This is a genomic window from Crossiella sp. SN42, from assembly GCF_023897065.1.
In the GTDB taxonomy this organism is placed as follows: Bacteria; Actinomycetota; Actinomycetes; order Mycobacteriales; family Pseudonocardiaceae; genus Crossiella.
Map to the genome: position 1 here is coordinate 61,745 of NZ_JAMHIV010000009.1, position 19,293 is coordinate 81,037.

Here is a 19,293-nt window from a genome sequence, read left to right on the forward strand (position 1 = left end):
GGTGCGTGCGAAGGGCAGCATGCCGACCGCCCGCGCGCCGCACAACCGAATTACTTGTCAGCGGCGACTCCTCAGCCGCTGACAATCACATCCAGCGCCAGGTCCCCGGCCCGCTCCACCCGCATACCCGCCGCCACCGCGACCTTGCGCACCGCCTCCACCGTCCCCGGCTCGGACCGGGACACCGCCAGCGCCCGCGCCAACCTGCCCTTGTGCGACTTGTTGTGGTGGCTGACCACGGTCCGCTTGCCGCGCGCGTCCTCGGTCAGCACCCGCACCGCCACCGCACCCGGCACCTTCGCCAGGTTCGCGTAGACCCCGGACCGCAGATCCACCACCAGCCCGTGCACCGCGGCCAGCGCGGGCTCCAGCGCGGGCCGCCACAGCGACCCCAGCGGCCCGATCGCGGGCAGCACACTGCCGCCGGAGAGCCGGTAGGCCGGAATCCGATCACCCGCGGCGAGCACCCCGAACAGCGCCGAACCCACCGCGAGCCGGGCGTTCGCCCTGGCCAGCTCCGCCTTGGTGAACGCGGCCACGTCCAGGGCGTCGTAGAGCACCCCGGTGTAGCGCCGCAGCGCGGGCAGCGTCGGCGCGCGCCGCAGCTCGGCGTTGCGCTCCACCTCACCGGTCTGCCGCGCGGACAGGCCCAGCGCGGCCAGGCTGGCCGGCACATCGGCGGACAACTCCACCAGCGCGTCCACCAGCTTCTCCCGCACCGGGTTCAGCTCGGGCGCGAACAGCCCGTCCACCGCGAGCGCGGGCCCGTCGCCACCGGGCGCCTTGGTTTCCGAAGGGGGGAGCAGAACCAGCACCAACGCACCCTATCCGGGGACGGCGCCGGGAAATTCAGTCGTCACCTCCTCGAGTGGTCCCTACCTTCCTTAGTCATGCGGACCTCCGGCACGGACCTCGTCCATCGGCCCCTCACCACGGCCGACACGCCGGCCTGGGCCGAACTGAGCGCGGCCGTGGCCAAGACCGACCCCGGCGCCGAGGAGTTCTTCGCGAGCGAGCTCGCCGAGGACCTGACCGTGCCCGGCTTCGACCCGGCCGCCGACTCGCTCGGTGTCTTCCACGGCGAGATGCTGGTCGCGGTCGCCCTGGTCCACCGCAAACCCACCGGCGAGCCCGAGCTGTGGTACCGGCTGGACGCCGACGTGCACCCCGACTACCGCCGCCGCGGCATCGGCGCCAACCTGCTGCGCTGGCAGCGCGAACGCGCCAGGCAGATGCACCGCGACAGCGGCAGCACGCTGCCCGGCTTCGTCGCCGCGGGCCGTCACCAGGACGCCGCGGACCACGAGAAGATCCTCACCGCGGCCGGCATGGAGCCGGTGCGCTGGTTCTTCGACATGGAATGCGACCTGACCACACCCCCGGCCGCCGCGCCGATGCCCGGAGGCCTGCACCTGACCGACTTCCCGGTCAGCGAGGACGAGGCGGTCCGGCTCGCCCACGTGGAAGCCTTCGGCGACCACTGGGGCAGCCCGTACGCCGACCCCGAGCACTGGCAGCACCACTTCGTCGGCTCCAGCCAGTTCCGCCGCGACCTGTCCAGGGTGGCCTACGACGGCGACCAGATCGCCGGGTACGTGCTCTGCTTCCAGGGCGAGCACGACCGCGCCGCCCATGGTCAGGAACGGGTGTGGCTCGGCGACATCGGCGTGCGACGGCCCTGGCGCCGCCGCGGCCTGGCCGCCGCGATGATCGCCGACGTGCTCGCCCGCTTCGTCGAGGCCGGGGTGCCGCGCGCGGTGCTCGGCGTGGACGCGGACAACCCGACCGGCGCGCTCGGCGTGTACCGGCGCGCCGGGTTCGTGGTCACCCAGCGCTGGGTCAGCCACGGCGAACGACTCGCGCCCGCCACCGACGAGCCGCGACCGCCGGCGCGCGACCAGCGCTGAGCCGTCCTCAGCTCGCGGCGGTCAGCTCGCCGTGGTCGGCGATGCAGAACTCGTTGCCCTCCGGATCGGCCAGCACGGTCCAGGCCAGGCCCGGCACCTCGTGCGTGGCCAGCACCTTCGCGCCCAGCCCGACCACTCGCTCGATCTGCCCGGCCGGGTCCACGCCGCCGAGGTCGATGTGCACCCGGTTCTTGCCCGCTCGTTCCTCGGGCACCTTCTGGAACCCGAGCACGGTCGCGCCGGGCACGGGCGGCGCGGTGACCACGTAGTCGCCGTAGTCGACCGAGACCGAGGTGCCCAGCACCTGGGTCCAGAACCCGGCCAGCGCCTGCGGATCCGCGCAGTCGATGGTCACCATGCCGATGCTCAGTGCTGCTGTCTGCTCTGCCATGGCGGGCACGCTAGACCCCGCCACCGACAACCCGCCTGCGCTGCGCGGATACCCTTCACTACGCTTCCGTGCGCGCCCAGTCACACCGCGCCCACCCGACACCGAAACCCCAGGAGTCCCGTCGTGATCACCAGGATGTCGTCGTTGTTCCTGCGCACGCTGCGTGAGGATCCGGCGGACGCCGAGGTGCCGAGCCACAAGCTGCTCGTGCGCGCAGGCTACGTCCGCAGGGTCGCCCCGGGCATCTTCTCCTGGCTGCCGCTGGGCTACCGGGTGCTGCGCAACGTGGAGAAGGTCGTCCGCGAGGAGATGGACGCCATCGGCGGCCAGGAGGTGCACTTCCCCGCGCTGGTGCCCCGCGAGCCCTACGAGGCCACCGGCCGCTGGACCGAGTACGGCGACACCCTCTTCCGGCTCAAGGACCGCAAGCGGGCGGACTACCTGCTCGGGCCCACCCACGAGGAGCTGTTCACCCTCATGGTCAAGGGCGAGTACGGCTCCTACAAGGACTACCCGGCCGTGCTCTACCAGATCCAGAACAAGTACCGGGACGAGGCGCGCCCGCGCGCGGGCATCCTGCGCGGCCGCGAGTTCGTCATGAAGGACTCCTACTCCTTCGACCTCGACGACGAGGGCCTCAAGCGCTCCTACGAGCTGCACCGCGAGGCCTACATCCGGATCTTCGACCGGCTCGGCCTCAAGTACGTGATCGTCTCCGCGGTCTCCGGCGCGATGGGCGGCTCGGCCTCCGAGGAGTTCCTGGCCGAGAGTGAGACCGGCGAGGACACGTTCGTGCGGTCCCTGGAGTCCGGCTACGCGGCCAACGTCGAGGCCGTCACCACTCCGGTGCCCCCGGCTCGCCCGATCGAGGGACTGCCCGCGGCCCAGGTGCACCACACGCCGAACACCCCGACCATCGAGACCCTGGTCGACTTCCTCAACGCCGCCGGTCTCGGCCGTGAGTTCACCGCGGCGGACACGCTGAAGAACGTCATGGTCAAGGTGCGCAAGCCCGGCGACGCCGAGTGGCAGCTGCTGGCCGTGGGCGTGCCCGGCGACCGCGAGGTCGACTTCAAGCGCCTGGAGGCCTCGGTCGCGCCGCTGGAGGTCGCGCTGCTGGAGGAGGCCGACTTCAAGGCCAACCCCTGGCTGGTCAAGGGCTACATCGGCCCGAAGGCCATCCAGGACAACGGGGTCCGCTACCTCGCCGACCCGCGCATCGTCACCGGCACCGCCTGGGTGACCGGCGCGGACCGGGCCGACCACCACGTCATCGACCTGGTCGCCGGCCGTGACTTCACCCCGGACGGCGTGATCGAGGCCGCCGAGGTCCGCGCGGGCGACCCCTCGCCGGACGGCGCCGGCACCCTGGTCACGGCGCGCGGCATCGAGATCGGCCACATCTTCCAGCTCGGCCGCAAGTACGCCGACGCTTTCGGCCTGGACGCGCTCGGTCCGGACAGCAAGCCGGTCCGGATCACCATGGGCTCCTACGGCATCGGCGTCTCCCGCGCGGTCGCCGCGGTCGCCGAGCAGAGCTACGACGAGCGCGGCCTGATCTGGCCGCGCGAGATCGCGCCCGCCGACGTGCACGTGGTCATCGCGGGCAAGGACGAGACCCTGCGCGAGGGCGGCGAGAAGCTGGCCGCCGAGCTGGACGCCCAGGGCATCCGGGTGATCCTGGACGACCGCACCGCCTCGCCGGGGGTGAAGTTCGCCGACGCGGAGCTCATCGGCGTGCCCACCATCGTGGTGGTCGGGCGCGGCCTGGCCAACGGCGTGGTCGAGGTCAAGGACCGGCGCTCCGGCGAGCGCGAGGACGTGCCGCGCGAGGAGGCCGTGGCCAAGCTGGTCGCCCTGGTGCGCGGCTGAATCTGGCGTGACAACCAGGCACCGGGTACACCTGCGTAGGTGACTGCGCAGCTACCCCTGGACGCCAACGGCGTGGACGAACTGGCGGCTCGCCTGCGGGCGGGGGGCATCGACCTGATCGCACTGTCCTTTGTGGACAACGCGGGGATCGCGCGGGTCAAGGCGGTGCCCACCCGCAGGCTGCCGGCGGCCGTCCGGCACGGTGTGGGCGCCTCGCCCTGCTTCGAGACCTTCACCTGCGACGACCGGCCGCTGGTCGGCAAGTACCTCGGCGGACCCGACGGCGACCTGCGGCTCATCCCGGACCTGAACCGGCTGGTGCCACTGGCCGGGCAGACCGGCTGGGCGCTGGCCCCCGCCACCAAGTTCACCCAGGACGGTGAGGTCTTCACCGCTTGTCAGCGCAGCTTCGCGGCCCGGCAGGTCGCCGCGGCGGCCGAGCTCGGCCTGGAGCTGCGGATGGCGTTCGAGACCGAGTGGCAGGTCGGGCTGCCCGGTACCGGAACCGAGTTCGTGCCCGCGTTCGAGGGGCCGGGCTACGGGCTGTCCCGGTTGTCCGCGGTCGCCGACTACGCGCGTGAACTGGTGCAGGTGCTCGACCGGCAGGAGATCCAGGTCGAGCAGTTCCACCCCGAGTACGCGCCCGGCCAGCTGGAGCTGTCCATCGAGCCGAACGACCCGGTGGCCGCGGCCGACGACGTGCTGCTGGTCCGGCACACCATCCGCAGGCTCACCGCGGCGCACGGCTGGCGGGCCAGCTTCGCGCCGACCGCGATCGCGGGCCGTTCCGGCTCCGGCGCCCATGTTCACCTGTCCGTGCACGGCAAGGACGGCCCCGTGTTCTCCGGCGGGCCCGGTCGCCACGGTCTGCGACCGGTGGGGGAGGCGTTCCTGGCCGGGGTGCTGCGCGAGTTGCCCGCGCTGCTGGCCATCGGCGCCGGGAACCCGGCCAGCTTCCTGCGGCTGCAGCCCTCGTTCTGGGCCGGGGCCTGGCAGTGCTGGGGCCGGGAGACCAGGGAGGCGGCGCTGAGGTTCATCACCCCCTCGGCCGGTCAGCGGGTCAGCGCGGCCAACGCCGAGGTCAAGTGCTTCGACGCCACCGCCAACCCGTACCTGGTCCTCGGCGGCATCATCGCGGCCGGACTCGCGGGCGTGCGCGCCGAGCTGACCCTGCCCCCGGAGATCACCGGCGACCCGGTCGCCATGACCGAGGACCAGCGCGCCGCCTCCGGCGTGCACCGGCTGCCGACCTCGGTGCTGGCCGCCGCGGACGCGCTCGCCGGCTCGGCGGTCCTGGCCGAGGCGCTGGGCGCGCCGCTGCACGACGCGATCCTCACCGTGCGCCGCGGTGAGGCGGAACGCTTCGCCGAGGCCGGCCCCGAGGAGATCGTCGCGCGCACCCGCTGGCTGTTCTGAATGATCACCGACGAGGTGGTCTTGCTCGACCACCACTGCCACGGCGTGGTCGACGCCGACCTGGACCGGCCCGCCTTCGAGGCGCTGCTCACCGAGGCGCCCACCGCGCACCCGGGCCGCAGCGGCTTCGACTCGCTGCTCGGCGCGGCCGTGCTGCGCTGGTGCGCCCCGCTGCTGGACCTGGAACCGCACTGCGACCCCGAGCGCTACCTCGCGCGACGCTGGGAACTGGGCTGGACCGAGGTCAGCAGACGGCTGCTGCGCGCGGCCGGGGTCGGCACCTGGCTGGTGGACACCGGGTACAGCTCGGTGTCCCTGACCACCCCCGCCGAGCTGGCCGGACTCGGCGGCGGCGTGGCACACGAGATCCTCCGCCTGGAACAGGTCTTCGAAGAGATCTCCAGAGAAGCCGATTCCGCGGGCTTGGCGGATGCGGTGGAGGCGGCGGTGCGGGCCCGCGGCGCGCACGCGGTCGGGCTGAAGAGCATCGTCGCCTACCGCACCGGCCTCGACCTACCAGCCCAGCCACCCTCGGCAGCGGAGTTCACCCGCGCCGCTGACCACTGGCTGCGCGAGGGCGGCGGCAGGCTGGCCGACCCGGTGCTGCTCGGCTGGCTCGCCCACCTGGGCGTGCGGGTCGGCGCCGAGCTCGGCCTGCCGCTGCAACTGCACACCGGCTTCGGCGACCCGGACCTGCGGCTGCACCGCGCCGACCCACTGCTGCTCAGCGACTTCCTCGCCGCCACCCGGCACGGCAGCGCCACCGTGATGCTGCTGCACTGCTGGCCGTTCCACCGCAACGCCGGCTACCTCGCGCACGTCTACGGCCAGGTCAGGGTTGACGTCGGACTCGCCGTGCCCTATGTCGGCGAGCGCGCCCACGAGGTGCTCGCCGAACTGCTGGAACTGGCCCCGTTCAGCTCGGTCTGCTACTCCTCCGACGGCTACGGCCTGCCTGAGCTGCTGTTCCTGGGCGCCAAGCTGTGGCGCCGCGGCCTGGGTCGCCTGGTCGACGCCTGGCTCGCCGACGACGCCCTGTCCACCAGGTCCGCCGAACGCCTGGTGCACGGCATCGCCGCGGGCAACGCCACCAAGGTCTACATCCATGTGCGCCCGAATGGAGCAACCGGCTAGGCGGAATCGCCCACATCGCTTATGAGTCTGTTGAAACGCACCTCCTTTAGTTCGTATCTGCTGGTCACAGCGATCTTGTGTGCTGGATCTCATGCGCCCTGCACGCACCACACTGACCCTGCTGACCGCGGTGACCGCCGCGTTCGCGGGCACCCTGGCCGCCCTGCCGGCCACCGCCGCCCCCGCCCCGCCGGGGATGTCCGTCGTCGCCAACGAAACCCAGCCGATCTACTCCCACGCCGAGGCCATCCGCGAGACCGTCTACATCGAGTCCGCGATCGACAGCGACTCCGACGGCAAGCCCGACCGCATCGCCGCCGACGTGATGCGACCCAAGGAGACCAACACCGCGGGCCTGAAGTCACCCGTGGTCATGGAGGCCAGCCCGTACTACCGCGGCACCACCGCGCGGGAACGCGCCGTCGACGCCGACCGCCAGATCCCCGGCACCGCGCCCCGCGGCTTCGGCCGCTGGTACGACGAGTTCTTCGTGCCGCGCGGCTACGCCGTGGTCGAGGTCGAGATGCAGGGCACCTCGCGCTCCACGGGCTGCCCGACCACCGGCGGCAAGGAGGACACCGCCTCCATCGCGGCCTCCATCGACTGGCTCAACGGCCGCAAGAAGGCCTTCTACGCCGACGGCAAGCCCGCGGTCGCCTCCTGGAGCACCGGCGCGGTCGGCATGCTCGGCGTCTCCTACAACGGCACCCTGCCCAACGCGGTGGCCACCGCGGGCATCGAGGGCCTCAAGACCATCGTGCCGATCGCGGCCATCTCCAGCTGGTACGACTACACCCGCGACCAGGGCATCGGCTACAGCGGCGGCTGGGACCGGCGCTACCCGGAGTACCTGGCGAACTACGTCATCAGCGCCGAGGCCAAGACCAAGTGCGCGGCCAAGGTGAAGGCCCTCGGCGACAACGCCGGTGACGACACCTTCGACTACACCCCGTTCTGGCAGGAGCGCGACTACCGCCCCAACGCCGCCAACATCAAGGCCTCGGTCTTCGTGGTGCACGGCCAGGAGGACTGGAACGTCAAGCCCGGCCACTACTCCAAGCTCTGGTACGAGCTGGTCAAGAACAACATCCCGCGCAAGATCTGGCTGCACCGCGGCGCGCACCTCGACCCGATCGGGTTCCGCCAGGCCGAGTGGCAGAAGGTCATGCACAAGTGGATGGACCACTGGCTGGTCGGCCTGGACAACGGGGTCATGAAGGAGCCGATGGCCGACATCCAGCGCCCCAACGGCGCCTGGGAGACCCACTCCACCTGGCCACAAGCCGGCACCGCCGACGCCAAGCTGTACTTCGGCCCGGCCGCCGCGGGCGCGGTCGGCTCGCTGAACAAGACCGCGAGTACCGGCACCCAGTCCTTCACCAACAACAGCAGCCAGACAGAGGCCACCGCGGTGTCCACCCCGGAGACCACCAAGGCCAACCGGCTCGCCTACCTGACCGCCCCGCTGGCCAAGAACACCACCCTGTCCGGCACCACCAAGCTCGACGTCACAGTCACCCCGGACAGCAACAGCACCCCGCTGACCGCGGTGCTCGTCGACTACGGCCCGGCGACCACCACCACACTGTCGGACAAGACCCCGGAGCAGTTGCTCACCGAGTCCTGCGAGGCAGCTGACCTGGCCATGCGCACCGGCTGCGCGGCCCCGCCCGCGGAAAGCCAGGCGGCGGCCACCTACCAGGTGGTCACCAAGGGCTCCATCGACGTGAAGAACCACGCCTCGCTCAAGACCGGCACCGCGCTGACCCCGGGCACCGCCTACCGGGTGCGGTTCGAGCTGCACCCGAAGGACTACGTGTTCCCGGCCGGGCACCGCATCGGCGTGGTCCTGGTGGCCAACCTGAGCAGCTACGTCTCGGTGGACGCCGCCGCCCGTGGCGTCCGGGTGTCCCTGGCCAACAGCAGCATCGATCTGCCCCTGGTCGGCGGCGGCACCGCCCTCGGCGGCTGACCGGATGACCTCACCCAACAACGGGTAACACCAGGTCAACCGTGGTCCCGCCCGGCAGCGCGCCGGGCGGGACCACCGGCCGTTCCGTGACCAACGTCCACAACCGGACAACCCGAAAGTTGTTCGGCTCCGAAACATTGGGCCATTAGGCCGATTCACGGAACCTGGTCGTCATGTGTGCTGTCAGCGGCCATGCCTCGGTGAGGCAGGTATGGCCGGAGGAGGATTCATGGAACACGCGCGCAGACCTGTCGCGCTGCTCGCCAGTGCGGTGGCCCTGGCCACCGCGTCGGCGCTGATGATGCCGCTTTCCGCCGCGGCGACCCCGCAGGGGCCGGTGGTCGGCAACGAGACCAAGCCGATCTACTCCCACGCCGAAGCGGTGAAGGAGACCGTCTACATCGAGTCGAAGATCGACAGCGACTCGGACGGCAAGCTCGACCGGATCGCCGCGGACGTCATGCGGCCCAAGGAGACCAACTCCGGCCTGAAGGTCCCGATCGTGATGGAGGCCAGCCCGTACTACCAGCTGGCCCCGCTGCTGACCAGGGACCGGATCGATCGGCAGATCCCGAGGCTGCCGAAGGACTTCCGCCGCTGGTACGACGAGTTCTTCGTGCCGCGTGGCTACGCCGTGGTCGAGGTCGAGATGCAGGGCACCGCCCGCTCCGACGGCTGCCCGACCACCGGCGGCAAGGAGGACACCCGCTCCATCGCGGCCTCCATCGACTGGCTCAACGGCCGTGCCAAGGCCGTCTACGCCGACGGCACCCCCGCCGTGGCTTCTTGGAGCACCGGCGCGGTGGGCATGCTCGGCGGCTCCTACAACGGCACCCTGCCGACCGCGGTGGCGGCCACCGGCATCAAGGGCCTGAAGACGATCGTCCCCATGTCGGCGATCTCCAGCTGGTACGACTACACCCGCGACCAGGGCATCGGCTACAGCAACGGCTGGGACGAGCGCTACGCGGAATGGCTCGCCAGCTACGTCGCCAGCCCCGCCGCGCGTGAGCGCTGCAAGGAACAGCTGAAGGCACTCGGCGACAACTCCGGCGACGACACCTTCAACTACACCCCGTTCTGGCGGGAACGCGACTACAAGCCGGACGTGGACAACATCCGCGCCTCGGTGTTCGTCGTGCACGGCCAGGAGGACTGGAACGTCAAGCCCGCACACTACTCGAAGCTGTGGGACCTGCTGGCGAAGAACCACATCCCGCGCAAGCTGTGGCTGCTGCGCGGCGGGCACATCGACCCCAACGGCGTGCGCCAGGCCGAGTGGCAGGCCGCGATGCACCGCTGGATGGACCACTGGCTGTACGGCCTGGACAACGGCGTGATGAAGGAGCCGATCGCCGACATCCAGCGCCCGGACGGCAAGTGGGAGACCCAGACCAGCTGGCCGGACAAGAAGGCGGAGGACACCCGCCTGTTCTTCGGCCCTGCCGCCAACGGCGTCGCGGGCACCCTCGGCTCGCTGCCGAGCTGGCCCACCGGCACCCAGTCCTTCACCGACGACCCGGCGCAGACCGAGGCCAACGCGATCGGCGGTCCGGAAGCCGCCAAGGCCAACCGCCTCGCCTACCTGACCCCGGAGCTGAAGCAGCCGGCCAGGATCTCCGGCACCTCCGAGGTCACCGTGCGGGTCACCCCGGAGACCACCAGCACCCCGCTGACCGCGCTGCTGGTGGACTACGGCTCGGTCAGCGACCCGGCCTTCAGTCCCGTCGTGGTCACCCGCGGCGCGATCGACGTGAAGAACCACCTGTCGCTGAGCTGGGAACACGACCTGAAGCCCGGCCAGTCCTACTACGTGCGCTGGAAGCTGCACCCGAAGGACCACATCTTCGCTGCCGGACACCGCATCGGCCTGGTCGTGGTGGCCAACAACGCGAGCTACGTCTCGGTCGACCCCAAGGCCGGCAAGAACTCGATCTCGCTGCTGACCAGCCACGTCGAGCTCCCGGTGGTCGGCGGCCGCAAGGCCCTCGGCTTCTGACCGACCCCCAGGGGCCGCGCACTCCCGGCGGCCCGCACCACCAGCACTGACCACAGCGCCCCGGCGGCCAACCGCCGGGGCGCTGCCACGTCCACACCAGCCAGGGCAACCGCCCCACGACCGATCCCACCGCTGGTCAGCGCCGGCGTCGCCGCCGATTCCCGCCGCTGGTCAGCGCAAGCGTCACCGCCGGTCTCGCCACTTGTCCGCAGCAACGTCGCCGCCGACCCCCGCCATTGGTCAGCACCACCGCCATCGCCGATCCCGCCGTTGGTCAGCGCCAGTGTCACCGGCAGTCCCGCCGTTGGTCAGCGCACCAACGCCGCCAGCACCCCCGCCGTGTCCGCCAGGTCCGGCAGCACGACATGCGCCCCCGCCGCCCACAGCTCAGCCGCGTCACACCGCCCGGTCGCCACCCCGACCGCGGTCGCCCCGTGGTGCAACGCCGCCGCCACGTCATGCGGCGTGTCACCCACCACGACCACCCGGTCCGCGGGAAACGCGACCCCGTACTTGCGCTCGGCCAGCGCCACCGCCGTACCCACCAGCGGATGCCGCTCCACCGACTCGTGCCCGTACCCGCCGACCTCGAAGTCCACGTGCTCATCCAGCCCGAACGCGTCCAACTTGAACCGCGCGACCTCCGGCAGGTTCCCGGTGACCAGGCTCTGCACCACCCCCGGCGTGCTGGCCAACGCCCGCAACACCGCCGCCGCGCCGGGCAACGCGCTACCCCGCTCAGGCAAGACCGCCCGATCCTCGGCGACCACGTCGACCAGCGCGGCGAACACCCGCCGCACCTCGTCCTCGCTCTCCGGGATGCCGTGCCGGTTGAGCAGTTCGGTGGTGATCGCCCGCTCAGTCCGTCCCTGCATCGACGGCACATGCCGGATCACCTGCCCGGCGACCCGCCGCAACACCGTCCCGTACCAGTCCGCGCCGATCCCGCGCAGGTCCACCAGGGTGAGGTCGATGTCCCACAGCACCAGCGTGTGCGGCGTCATCATTCCGCCGGCCGCAGACTGGAGATGATCTTCTCCAGCTCGGCCGGGTCCGGCGAGTCCGGCGTCTCCTGGTCAGCCTGGACCACGAACACCGCCCCGGTCTCCGGCGTCTCACCCACCACCGCCACCACGTGCACCACACCCACTCGCGGGTTGCACTCGTGTTTGGACGTCACCTCGACCTTGGCCGTGACCCGTGCGGCCGAGCGGCTGCCCACCTTCATCGGTTTCGCCGTGCTCAGCTCCACCCGCGGCTGCACACCCGCGTTCTCGCCGTACCGGCCGTCAGCCCACAGTTTCGCTCCCTCGGCCGCGGTGACGTTCACGTCCGAGATCTTCGCGCCACCGACCCCGACCAGCGCGCGCCGGGCATTGCGCCATTTCGGATCGGCGGTGCAGTAGCCCTCCTTGAAGGCCGACACCCCGCTCATCGCGACCTTCGGCCCGTTCCCGTCCTCGAACCCGACGATCGTGGAGGAGTTGAGCACCTTCCACTCCTTCGGCACGTCGTAGGCCAGCCCGCGCTTCGTCCATACCGCCTGCCACCCGCTGACCTGCGGAACCATGGACTTGCTCGGCACTGTCGTGGTCGGCGCGACCGAACGCGAGGTGGTGCTCCTGGTGGTCCGCGCGGTCGAGCTGGCCGCGGCGGGCGAAGCCGACTCATCCGGCCCGGACTCGTCGGAACCGCTGACCAGGAACACGATCGACACCAGCCCGATGACGATCACCGCACTCAGCGCCACCACCGCGATCCGGCGTCCGGACCGCCCAGGCGGCGGCTGCTGCGGCGGAGCCGGGCCGTCGCTCCGATACACGCCCAGCCCGCCGTACTCCGGCCCCGAGCCGTAGAACTCGGTGTTCTGATACCGCTCCCAGTAGGCCGGATCCTGTCCGTTGCCGGGTCCTGACGATGTCACCCCGCGACCGTACCCGTCCCGAGCCGGAGTGACCGGCTACTTGACCAGCCGCACCGAGTCGAGGATCTGCCGCACCTCGGCGTCGGTCGGCCCGCGATCGGCGAACTTCCCCTCATACGACACGTCGAGCACGAACACCGAGGTGCCCTTCGCGCCCTTCGTCGCCAGCGCGACGACCTGTCCGCGCGGCGCGTTGCACTCGCTGGTCTTCGCCGCCGTGGTGTTCGCGACCACCAGCACCCCGGTCGTCCCGGCGTTGTCGAAGTTCTTCGGCTCGTTCGTGGTCACCTTCGGCTCGACCTTGTCGACCGTGTAACCCCTGGTCGCCACGTTCTTGGCCAGCTCGGTGGCGGCGCGGGCCAGGTTGTTGTCATCGGTGCGGCCGGAACCGACCTCAGCGCGGGTGTACTGCAACGAGTTGCAGGTGTATGGGTGCCGCGCCGCCATCCCGCGCAGGATCGGCCCCGAGGTCGTGCGCGACATGCCCTCAGCGCCCTTCTCCCAGTTCGCGGGCACCTTGTAGGTCAGACCGGCCTCGGCGTTGGTGATGGTCTGCGTCGCCGTGGACCCTGCGGTACCGGAACCGCCCGAGGCCGACGAGGTCGCCGGAGTGGTCTGCGCCACCGGCGGCGGGGTCTCATCCCGGGACAGCAGCACCACGACCAGCACCAGTCCCACGACGATGACCAGGCTCAACGCCGCGATGATCGCCATTCGCCAGCGGTTCTTCGGCGGCTCGGGCTGGCCTTCGCCGAACACGCCCAGACCCCCGTAGGCCCCGGTGAACTCGCCGCCGCCCCTGTTGCCTTGATCCCCAGACCACGTCACGGCTGGACACCGTACCTAACGCAGCTGAGACCGCCGGGTCTCCGGCACGATCAACATGCCGACCACCGTCAAACCCAGGCACGCCGCGAGCATCCAGGCCACCGGTGCGGGTGACCCGGTGCTGCGCAGTAACTGCGTCCCGACCAACGGCGCGGCCGCACCGGCCAGCATCGTCGCCGCCTGGTAGCCGATCGACACGCCCGAATACCGCACCGTGGTGTCGAACAGCTCCGCGTAGAACGCCGCCTGCGCCCCGGTGAGCAACCCGTGCAGCAACAACCCCACGCCCACCGCGAGCAACACCCACGCCTGGTCCCTGGTCGCCACCAGCGGGAAGAACACCGCCGTCCACGCTGCGGCCAGCACGGCCGCGACCACCGCCACCGGCCGCCGCCCAAACCGGTCTGACAAGGCACCACCAGCGAGCATCGCCAGCACCTGCACCACGGAGCCCACCGTCACCGCCGCCGTGGCGGCCCCGGCCGGCAACCCGATGTGGTTCGCGTAGACGAGCAGGAAGATCGTGAAGACGTAGAACGTCGCGTTCTCCCCGACCCGCGCCGCGAACACGCTGAACAACTCCCGCGGATGCCGCCGAAACGCAGTCACCAGCGGCGCCCGCTCCGGCCGCGCCTCCCGTTTCGCCTCGGCGAACAACGGCGACTCCGCCACCCGCAACCGAACCCACAACCCCACCAGCACCAGCACAACTGAGGCCAGGAACGGAATCCGCCAGCCCCAGGAGGTGTAGTCGGCGCTGCTCATCGAGTAGGCGGTCGCCGCCAGCGCGGCGGTCGCCAACAGGTTGCCCAGCGGCCCCCCGCTCTGCGGCGTCGACGTCCAGAACCCCCGCTGCCGGGCAGGCCCGTGCTCAGCGACCAGCAACACCGCCCCGCCGAACTCCCCACCCAGCGCGAACCCCTGCACCAGCCGCAACAACGTCAGCAGCAGCGGCGCCACGATCCCGATCTCGGCATACCCCGGCAGCACGCCGATCAGGAACGAGGACACCCCCATGAGCAGCAGGCTGACCGCGAGCAACTTCTTCCGCCCGACCCGGTCCCCGAAATGCCCGAACACCACCCCACCCAACGGCCGCGCGACAAACCCGACGGCATAGGTGACCAGCGCGAGCAACACCCCGACCAGCCCATCGGCCTGCGGAAAGAACACCGGCCCGAAGATCGTCGCCGCGGCCGCGCCATAGAGGAAGAAGTCGTAGAACTCGACCGTCGTGCCGATGACCCCGGCACTCACCACCCGCATGAGCGGCCCACGCGCCACTGTCCCGTCAGAGCCCGCCCGCACCCCGTCACCCATGCGCGGCAGCCTGAAGCGCCCCCAGCGCGTAGTCAAGATTTTCGGACGACTTTGTCCGTTATCCGGACAACGATCGGAGGGCGGCCGTCGTCAACCACACCGCGAGCTCTCAACTCACCCCACCAACAGGCTGAGCCGCACCTTCCGCACCGGATTGTCCACATTGGTGTCCACCAAGCACACCGACTGCCACGTCCCCAACGCCATCCGCCCGCCCAGCACCGGAACCGTCGCATACGGCGGCAACAACGCGGGCAACACGTGGTCCCGCCCGTGCCCTGGCGAGCCATGCCGATGCCGCCACCGATCGTCCTTCGGCAACAACTCCCGCAGCGCGGCCAACAGGTCGTCATCGCTGCCCGCCCCGGTCTCCAACACCGCCAGGCCCGCCGTCGCGTGCGGCACCCACACGTGCAACAGCCCGTCGCGCCCACCAGCGTTAGCCAGGAACCGCTCGCACTCGGCCGTGAGGTCGTAGACCACCTCGACCGACCCGGTCCGGATCTCGATCTCCTCAGTCAACACCCCTTGCACGCTACCGATCCCGGCCTAGGGTCGCGTTCGTGCGCCCCACCCCAGAACACAAGTTCGACGCCCCGCCCGCCTACCTGAACACCGCCAGCATCGGCATCCCGCCCGCATTCGTGGCAGACGCCGTCAGCGACTCCATCACCCGCTGGCGTACCGGCGCCGACGCCGCCCCGGACTTCGACGAGCACGTCGCCACAGCCCGCGCGGGCTTTGCTGCCCTCGTCGGCGTCCCACCAGAGCAGGTCGCTAGCGGCGCCAGCGTGTCCCAGTTGGTCGCTTTGGTCGCGGGCAGCATCCCCGACGGCACCCGCGTGCTCACCGTGCCCGATGACTTCACCAGCGTCACGTTCCCCTTCGCGGCCCAGGCCCATCGCGGCATCACCGTCACCGAGGTCGAACCCGAGAAGCTCGCGTCCACTGTGGACCAGGCCGACCTGATCGCGGTCAGCCTCGTGCAGTCGGCCACGGGCGCGGTGCTCGACACAAAGGCCCTCCGCGAGGCAGCCGCAGGCGTCCCGGTGCTGCTTGACGTCAGCCAGGCGGCCGGTTGGCTGCCACTCTCACTCGACTGGGCAGACTGGGTCGTGGGCGCCGCCTACAAGTGGCTGCTGTCGCCCCGTGGCGCGGCGTGGCTGGCCGCGCGGCCGGACGCGCTTGAGCGCACGCGTCCGCTGGCCGCCAACTGGTATGCCGGAGAGGACCCTTGGGCCTCGATCTACGGGCTGCCGTTGCGGTTGGCGAGTGATGCTCGACGTCTCGACCTGTCACCAGCGTGGTTCGCCCAAGTGGGTGCCGCGGCCGCGATTCCTTGGCTGGCAGGGCTCGACTTGGGTGCGGTTCGCGACCATTGCGTGGGGCTTGCCAACGCTGTGCGCCGAGGGCTTGAGCTTCCCGAGGGCAGGTCAGCGATCACCTCTCTTGACCTCTCGACGGACCAGATCGAGCAACTGCGCGCGGCGGGAGTGCGGTTCAGCATGCGGGCGGGCAGGGCGCGTCTGTCTTTTCACCTCTACAACACCGCTGCGGACGTCGATCTGGTGTTGGACGCGCTCACGTAGTTCGAGCGCCCCAACGGCCGGCTCGAGCCGCGGCGTGGGTGAGCCTCCTACCCGGGGTCGTGCGTGCAGCCGGTTCCTGGTCTCGGCGCGGTAGGGGGATGGGGCCGGGCGAGACGATGACGGCCGGCGTCTGCGTGGCTGCCGCACGAAGCGGCGGGAGGTCGATCAGGGACGAGAGCGTGCCGCCGACGCGGTGCTTGGCTGTGGCGTGGCGGTTGGAGGGGCGTGGGCGCATGCGGGTGCCCAACCAGCTGGGGATCGTGCGCGATTTGGTGTGCCGCATCGTGCTGAGTTGGCGGTTGCACAAGGTGACCAGTGCCTCGGCCCGGCGTTCGGATTTTGGGGTTGGCGCCTTGCCGGTTGGGGTGGGCAGGACGGTGTTCAGCGCCTCTTGCAGGGTCGCGCCGCCGGGCTGGTCCAACCTGCCGTGCAGGGTGACGGTGCCGTCCTCGTGGGTGCGGATGGCCAGGCGGCCGCGTTCAGGTTGATCCTGGGCAGTGCCTCGGCGGATGGTGGTTTGTTCCCGGCGGACTTGCCGGACGTGTTCGCGGAAGCGGCTCGCGTCGAGGGTTCGGGCTGTTGTCAGCAGGTCCGGCAGTGCGGAGGTGAACGCGGTGGCCCCGATCCCCACGCGGGTCCGGGCGAGCAGGCTTACATGGGCATAAGGAAGTTCGCCTTCGGTGAACAGAGTGGCGACCTTGGGGAGCTCGCGGAGTTGCCGGGCGACGCAGACCCGTTGGGACGCCTCAGATCCAGTCATCCGCAATTCGCCGACCAACCAAGATCGCATCGAAGTGTGGCGGTCGAGTTTGTAGTCGGCGCGGGCGTCCGCCTCGCCGATGGTGCGGCTGAACTCGGCTTGGAGCCGGGTGAGCTGCCGCCACTGGTCGCGGAGTTGTTTTCGCAGGTCAGTCCTCATGCGCTCGACGTTAGGGGGAGGGGCCGACATTTTTCGAGCTGGGGAGGGGGTGGATTTTGTGGAATCACTCAGGTCGGTGAACGTTGCCGCGGTGGCTTTCGGTGGTCTGGGGTGGACCACAATGGTGGAGGGCATGCCCGTGCGCCGTGTCGCCGTTGTCCTTGCCCTTGTCAGTGTTCTTGTCCCGGTTGGATCCGCGCAGTCGCGGCCACAGCCAGTCGAAGTCGTAGATGCTCGGACTGAGTACTCGTCGACGTTCGCCAACCCCGATGGCTCCCGAACGCTGGTGCTGCACACCGGGCCGGTTCATGTTCGGGACGGCGGTAGCTGGCGGCCGGTCGACCTCACGTTGCGGGCGAGCGCGGACGGGCGGGTCGAGCCGGTGGCGCATCCGCTGCGGTTGAGCCTCGGTGGGCAGGGGAGCACGGAGTTGGCGCGAATGGTGGACGGGCAGGCTCGGTTCAGCCGAGCGTGGCCGACGCCACTGCCGGCCCCCGTGCTGGCGGGCAATCGCGCCACCTACCCCGGCGCGCGGCCTGGCGAGGACCTGGTGGTGACGGTGACGCGCAGTGGCTTCACCCAGCGATTGGTGCCCAGTGGCGGAGCGGCGACGCTGACGGTGGCGAGCGAAGGTGCCGGGAGCGAGGCGTCGGATATGGTCGCTGAGCCCACGAGTGTGTCGCTGGGGCCGGTGTTGGACACCTACGTGCAGAGCAACATCCTGACCGCGCCGATGGGATACCAGCCGGACATCCGGGTCGGGACGTTCGACGGGACGATCGTGGCGCGGTCGTTTCTCAGTTGGCAGTTGGCAGAGCTGCGGGGCAAGCAGGTCCGGCGAGCGGAGCTGAAGCTGTGGAACTGGCACTCGTGGTCTTGTCAGGCTCGGGCCTGGCAGGTGTGGGAGACCGCGGCCGCTGACGCGAAGACCGCTTGGAGCAGGCAGCCGGCGTGGTTGCGGCAGGTGGCCGGTTCGACGAAGACCCTGGGGCACTCGGCGAGTTGCCCGGACGGTGCCGTCGAGGTGGAGCTGACCGGGCTGGTGCGTGAGTGGGCCGGTGGCGGCGCCGAGTTGGGCGGGCTGGGTTTGCGGGCTGAGAACGAAGCCGATGTGTTCGGGTGGAAGAAGTGGTCGGCGAGTGAGGCCACTGAGGGGCGGCCGCCTCGGCTGGAAGTGACCTACCAGCAGGGATAATCACAATTGACCACTCGGTTCGTGGTCCCGGGCGGATGCGGTTACGGTGAGAGACCGTGTCGGAGCATCTGTCATCCGGACCGGTGAGGGAACTGTCGGACCCGCGGCGTGGGGGCGGTACCTCGCAGTTGCCGGCTGTGTCTTTTGGGATGGACGGGGGTCACTCGATCGTGGGTGAGCCGGAGACGCCCTCGCTTGCTGAGCGGCCGGTGGTCCACTACGCGATCAAGGGCCTGGGGCTGGTCGGGGTGGCCATTCTGTCCGGGTTGCTGTGGGTGGCTTTCCAGCCTTCGCTGGTGGCGGGCACGCCGACCACGCCGCCTGGGGTGCCGGCGTACCAGTTCGCGGCGCATGCCGAGCACCGGGACACCGAATGCGGGAAGCGGGCCTACGGGGCTGTCGCGGAGTTCCTGGCGAAGTCCTCCTGTCAGCAGGTGGTCCGGTCGTTGCACACGACGAGCATCGCGGACGGGACCAAGGTGGTGGTGTCCGTGGCCGTGGTGCGCATGGCGGACAGCAAGGACGCGGTGGAGTTGAACCGGCTCGCGTCGCGGGACAAGACCGGCAACATCGCCGACCTGCTCCGCGACGGCTACACCGTGCCGGACGGGCCACGGAAGCTGACCGGGGCGGGCTATGCCTCCAGGGTCAGCGGTTCCGTGGTCACCATCGTCGAGTCGGACTTCTTCACCGAGGGCCGGGCGGATGTCGAGCTGCTCAAGGCAATCAGCACCGACGCGTTGCGGTTCGGCGCGATCATGAGCTGAGCGTGCCGACAGCGCTGCGCGCAGGGCCCTTGGACGGCTGGCTGGCTGAGCGCGGTTCGC

At 70.5% G+C, this 19,293-nt stretch carries 17 protein-coding genes; 9 read left to right on the top strand and 8 right to left on the bottom strand.

Annotation, left to right across the window (positions count from 1 at the left end; genetic code table 11):
• Positions 1-71 precede the first annotated feature (71 nt).
• A complete protein-coding gene (yaaA, locus tag M8C13_RS12625) occupies positions 72-815 on the bottom strand; it encodes a peroxide stress protein YaaA (RefSeq protein ID WP_252480730.1) in 744 nt (247 codons plus the stop codon).
• A 75-nt stretch (positions 816-890) separates the two neighbouring features.
• Here yaaA and M8C13_RS12630 point away from each other — a divergent pair, with 75 nt between their 5' ends.
• Entirely contained in the window at positions 891-1,907 is a 1,017-nt protein-coding gene (locus tag M8C13_RS12630) for a GNAT family N-acetyltransferase (protein WP_252480731.1), read from the top strand.
• A 7-nt stretch (positions 1,908-1,914) separates the two neighbouring features.
• On the opposite strand, the gene M8C13_RS12635 is transcribed toward M8C13_RS12630, so the two are convergent.
• Positions 1,915-2,298 (bottom strand): VOC family protein, encoded by a 384-nt coding sequence (locus tag M8C13_RS12635; protein ID WP_252480732.1) that lies wholly within the window; start codon positions 2,296-2,298, stop codon positions 1,915-1,917.
• A gap of 123 nt (positions 2,299-2,421) precedes the next feature.
• Here M8C13_RS12635 and M8C13_RS12640 point away from each other — a divergent pair, with 123 nt between their 5' ends.
• From M8C13_RS12640 to M8C13_RS12660, 5 genes are all read left to right on the top strand, one after another.
• Positions 2,422-4,170 carry a proline--tRNA ligase gene (locus M8C13_RS12640; RefSeq protein WP_252480733.1) on the top strand — a complete coding sequence of 583 codons (1,749 nt, stop codon included), beginning with the start codon at positions 2,422-2,424 and terminating at the stop codon, positions 4,168-4,170.
• A gap of 39 nt (positions 4,171-4,209) precedes the next feature.
• The gene (locus M8C13_RS12645) at positions 4,210-5,586 is read left to right on the top strand and encodes a glutamine synthetase family protein (protein ID WP_252480734.1); all 1,377 of its coding nucleotides are present in this window, start codon (positions 4,210-4,212) and stop codon (positions 5,584-5,586) included.
• Positions 5,587-6,720 carry an amidohydrolase family protein gene (locus tag M8C13_RS12650; protein WP_252480735.1) on the top strand — a complete coding sequence of 378 codons (1,134 nt, stop codon included), beginning with the start codon at positions 5,587-5,589 and terminating at the stop codon, positions 6,718-6,720.
• A 91-nt stretch (positions 6,721-6,811) separates the two neighbouring features.
• On the top strand, positions 6,812-8,692 hold the full coding sequence (locus M8C13_RS12655; RefSeq protein WP_252480736.1) for a Xaa-Pro dipeptidyl-peptidase: 1,881 nt from the start codon (positions 6,812-6,814) through the stop codon (positions 8,690-8,692).
• Between the two features lie 229 nt (positions 8,693-8,921).
• On the top strand, positions 8,922-10,691 hold the full coding sequence (locus M8C13_RS12660) for a Xaa-Pro dipeptidyl-peptidase (RefSeq protein ID WP_252480737.1): 1,770 nt from the start codon (positions 8,922-8,924) through the stop codon (positions 10,689-10,691).
• Between the two features lie 308 nt (positions 10,692-10,999).
• Here the strand turns inward: M8C13_RS12660 and M8C13_RS12665 are convergent, their stop codons facing one another.
• From M8C13_RS12665 to M8C13_RS12685, 5 genes are all read right to left on the bottom strand, one after another.
• A complete protein-coding gene (locus M8C13_RS12665; RefSeq protein WP_252480738.1) occupies positions 11,000-11,695 on the bottom strand; it encodes a haloacid dehalogenase-like hydrolase in 696 nt (231 codons plus the stop codon).
• Positions 11,695-12,615 (bottom strand): hypothetical protein, encoded by a 921-nt coding sequence (locus M8C13_RS12670; protein WP_252480739.1) that lies wholly within the window; start codon positions 12,613-12,615, stop codon positions 11,695-11,697. The genes M8C13_RS12665 and M8C13_RS12670 overlap by 1 nt, the downstream gene beginning before the upstream one ends.
• A 36-nt stretch (positions 12,616-12,651) precedes the next feature.
• Positions 12,652-13,443, bottom strand: a complete 792-nt coding sequence (locus M8C13_RS12675; protein WP_252480740.1) for a hypothetical protein — start codon at positions 13,441-13,443, stop codon at positions 12,652-12,654.
• Positions 13,444-13,458: 15 nt separating this feature from the next.
• Positions 13,459-14,709, bottom strand: coding sequence for an MFS transporter (locus M8C13_RS12680; protein ID WP_252480741.1), 1,251 nt, complete (start codon positions 14,707-14,709; stop codon positions 13,459-13,461).
• 168 nt (positions 14,710-14,877) lie between these two features.
• Positions 14,878-15,288: a secondary thiamine-phosphate synthase enzyme YjbQ gene (locus M8C13_RS12685; RefSeq protein WP_252480742.1), complete on the bottom strand. Its 411-nt coding sequence runs from the start codon at positions 15,286-15,288 to the stop codon at positions 14,878-14,880.
• A 38-nt stretch (positions 15,289-15,326) separates the two neighbouring features.
• On the opposite strand from M8C13_RS12685, the gene M8C13_RS12690 reads away from it, so the two are divergent.
• Entirely contained in the window at positions 15,327-16,352 is a 1,026-nt protein-coding gene (locus M8C13_RS12690; protein WP_252480743.1) for an aminotransferase class V-fold PLP-dependent enzyme, read from the top strand.
• Here the strand turns inward: M8C13_RS12690 and M8C13_RS12695 are convergent.
• Complete coding sequence (locus M8C13_RS12695) at positions 16,345-17,271, bottom strand: DUF222 domain-containing protein (protein WP_252480744.1); 927 nt, start codon at positions 17,269-17,271, stop codon at positions 16,345-16,347. The two genes, M8C13_RS12690 and M8C13_RS12695, sit on opposite strands and share 8 nt — an antisense overlap.
• A gap of 49 nt (positions 17,272-17,320) precedes the next feature.
• Here M8C13_RS12695 and M8C13_RS45405 point away from each other — a divergent pair, with 49 nt between their 5' ends.
• Both M8C13_RS45405 and M8C13_RS12705 read left to right on the top strand, forming a co-directional pair.
• Positions 17,321-18,466: a DNRLRE domain-containing protein gene (locus M8C13_RS45405; RefSeq protein WP_252480745.1), complete on the top strand. Its 1,146-nt coding sequence runs from the start codon at positions 17,321-17,323 to the stop codon at positions 18,464-18,466.
• Between the two features lie 170 nt (positions 18,467-18,636).
• The gene (locus M8C13_RS12705) at positions 18,637-19,233 is read left to right on the top strand and encodes a hypothetical protein (RefSeq protein WP_252480746.1); all 597 of its coding nucleotides are present in this window, start codon (positions 18,637-18,639) and stop codon (positions 19,231-19,233) included.
• Positions 19,234-19,293: the final 60 nt, after the last annotated feature.

Bases quoted from the DNA above. Each gene is read 5' to 3' on its own strand.
- M8C13_RS12630 (WP_252480731.1), top strand. From the start codon at position 891: ATGCGGACCTCCGGCACGGACCTCGTCCATCGGCCCCTCACCACGGCC.
- M8C13_RS12635 (WP_252480732.1), bottom strand. From the start codon at position 2,298: ATGGCAGAGCAGACAGCAGCACTGAGCATCGGCATGGTGACCATCGAC.
- M8C13_RS12650 (WP_252480735.1), top strand. From the start codon at position 5,587: ATGATCACCGACGAGGTGGTCTTGCTCGACCACCACTGCCACGGCGTG.
- M8C13_RS12655 (WP_252480736.1), top strand. From the start codon at position 6,812: ATGCGCCCTGCACGCACCACACTGACCCTGCTGACCGCGGTGACCGCC.
- M8C13_RS12660 (WP_252480737.1), top strand. From the start codon at position 8,922: ATGGAACACGCGCGCAGACCTGTCGCGCTGCTCGCCAGTGCGGTGGCC.
- M8C13_RS12665 (WP_252480738.1), bottom strand. From the start codon at position 11,695: ATGACGCCGCACACGCTGGTGCTGTGGGACATCGACCTCACCCTGGTG.
- M8C13_RS12680 (WP_252480741.1), bottom strand. From the start codon at position 14,709: ATGCGGGTGGTGAGTGCCGGGGTCATCGGCACGACGGTCGAGTTCTAC.
- M8C13_RS12695 (WP_252480744.1), bottom strand. From the start codon at position 17,271: ATGAGGACTGACCTGCGAAAACAACTCCGCGACCAGTGGCGGCAGCTC.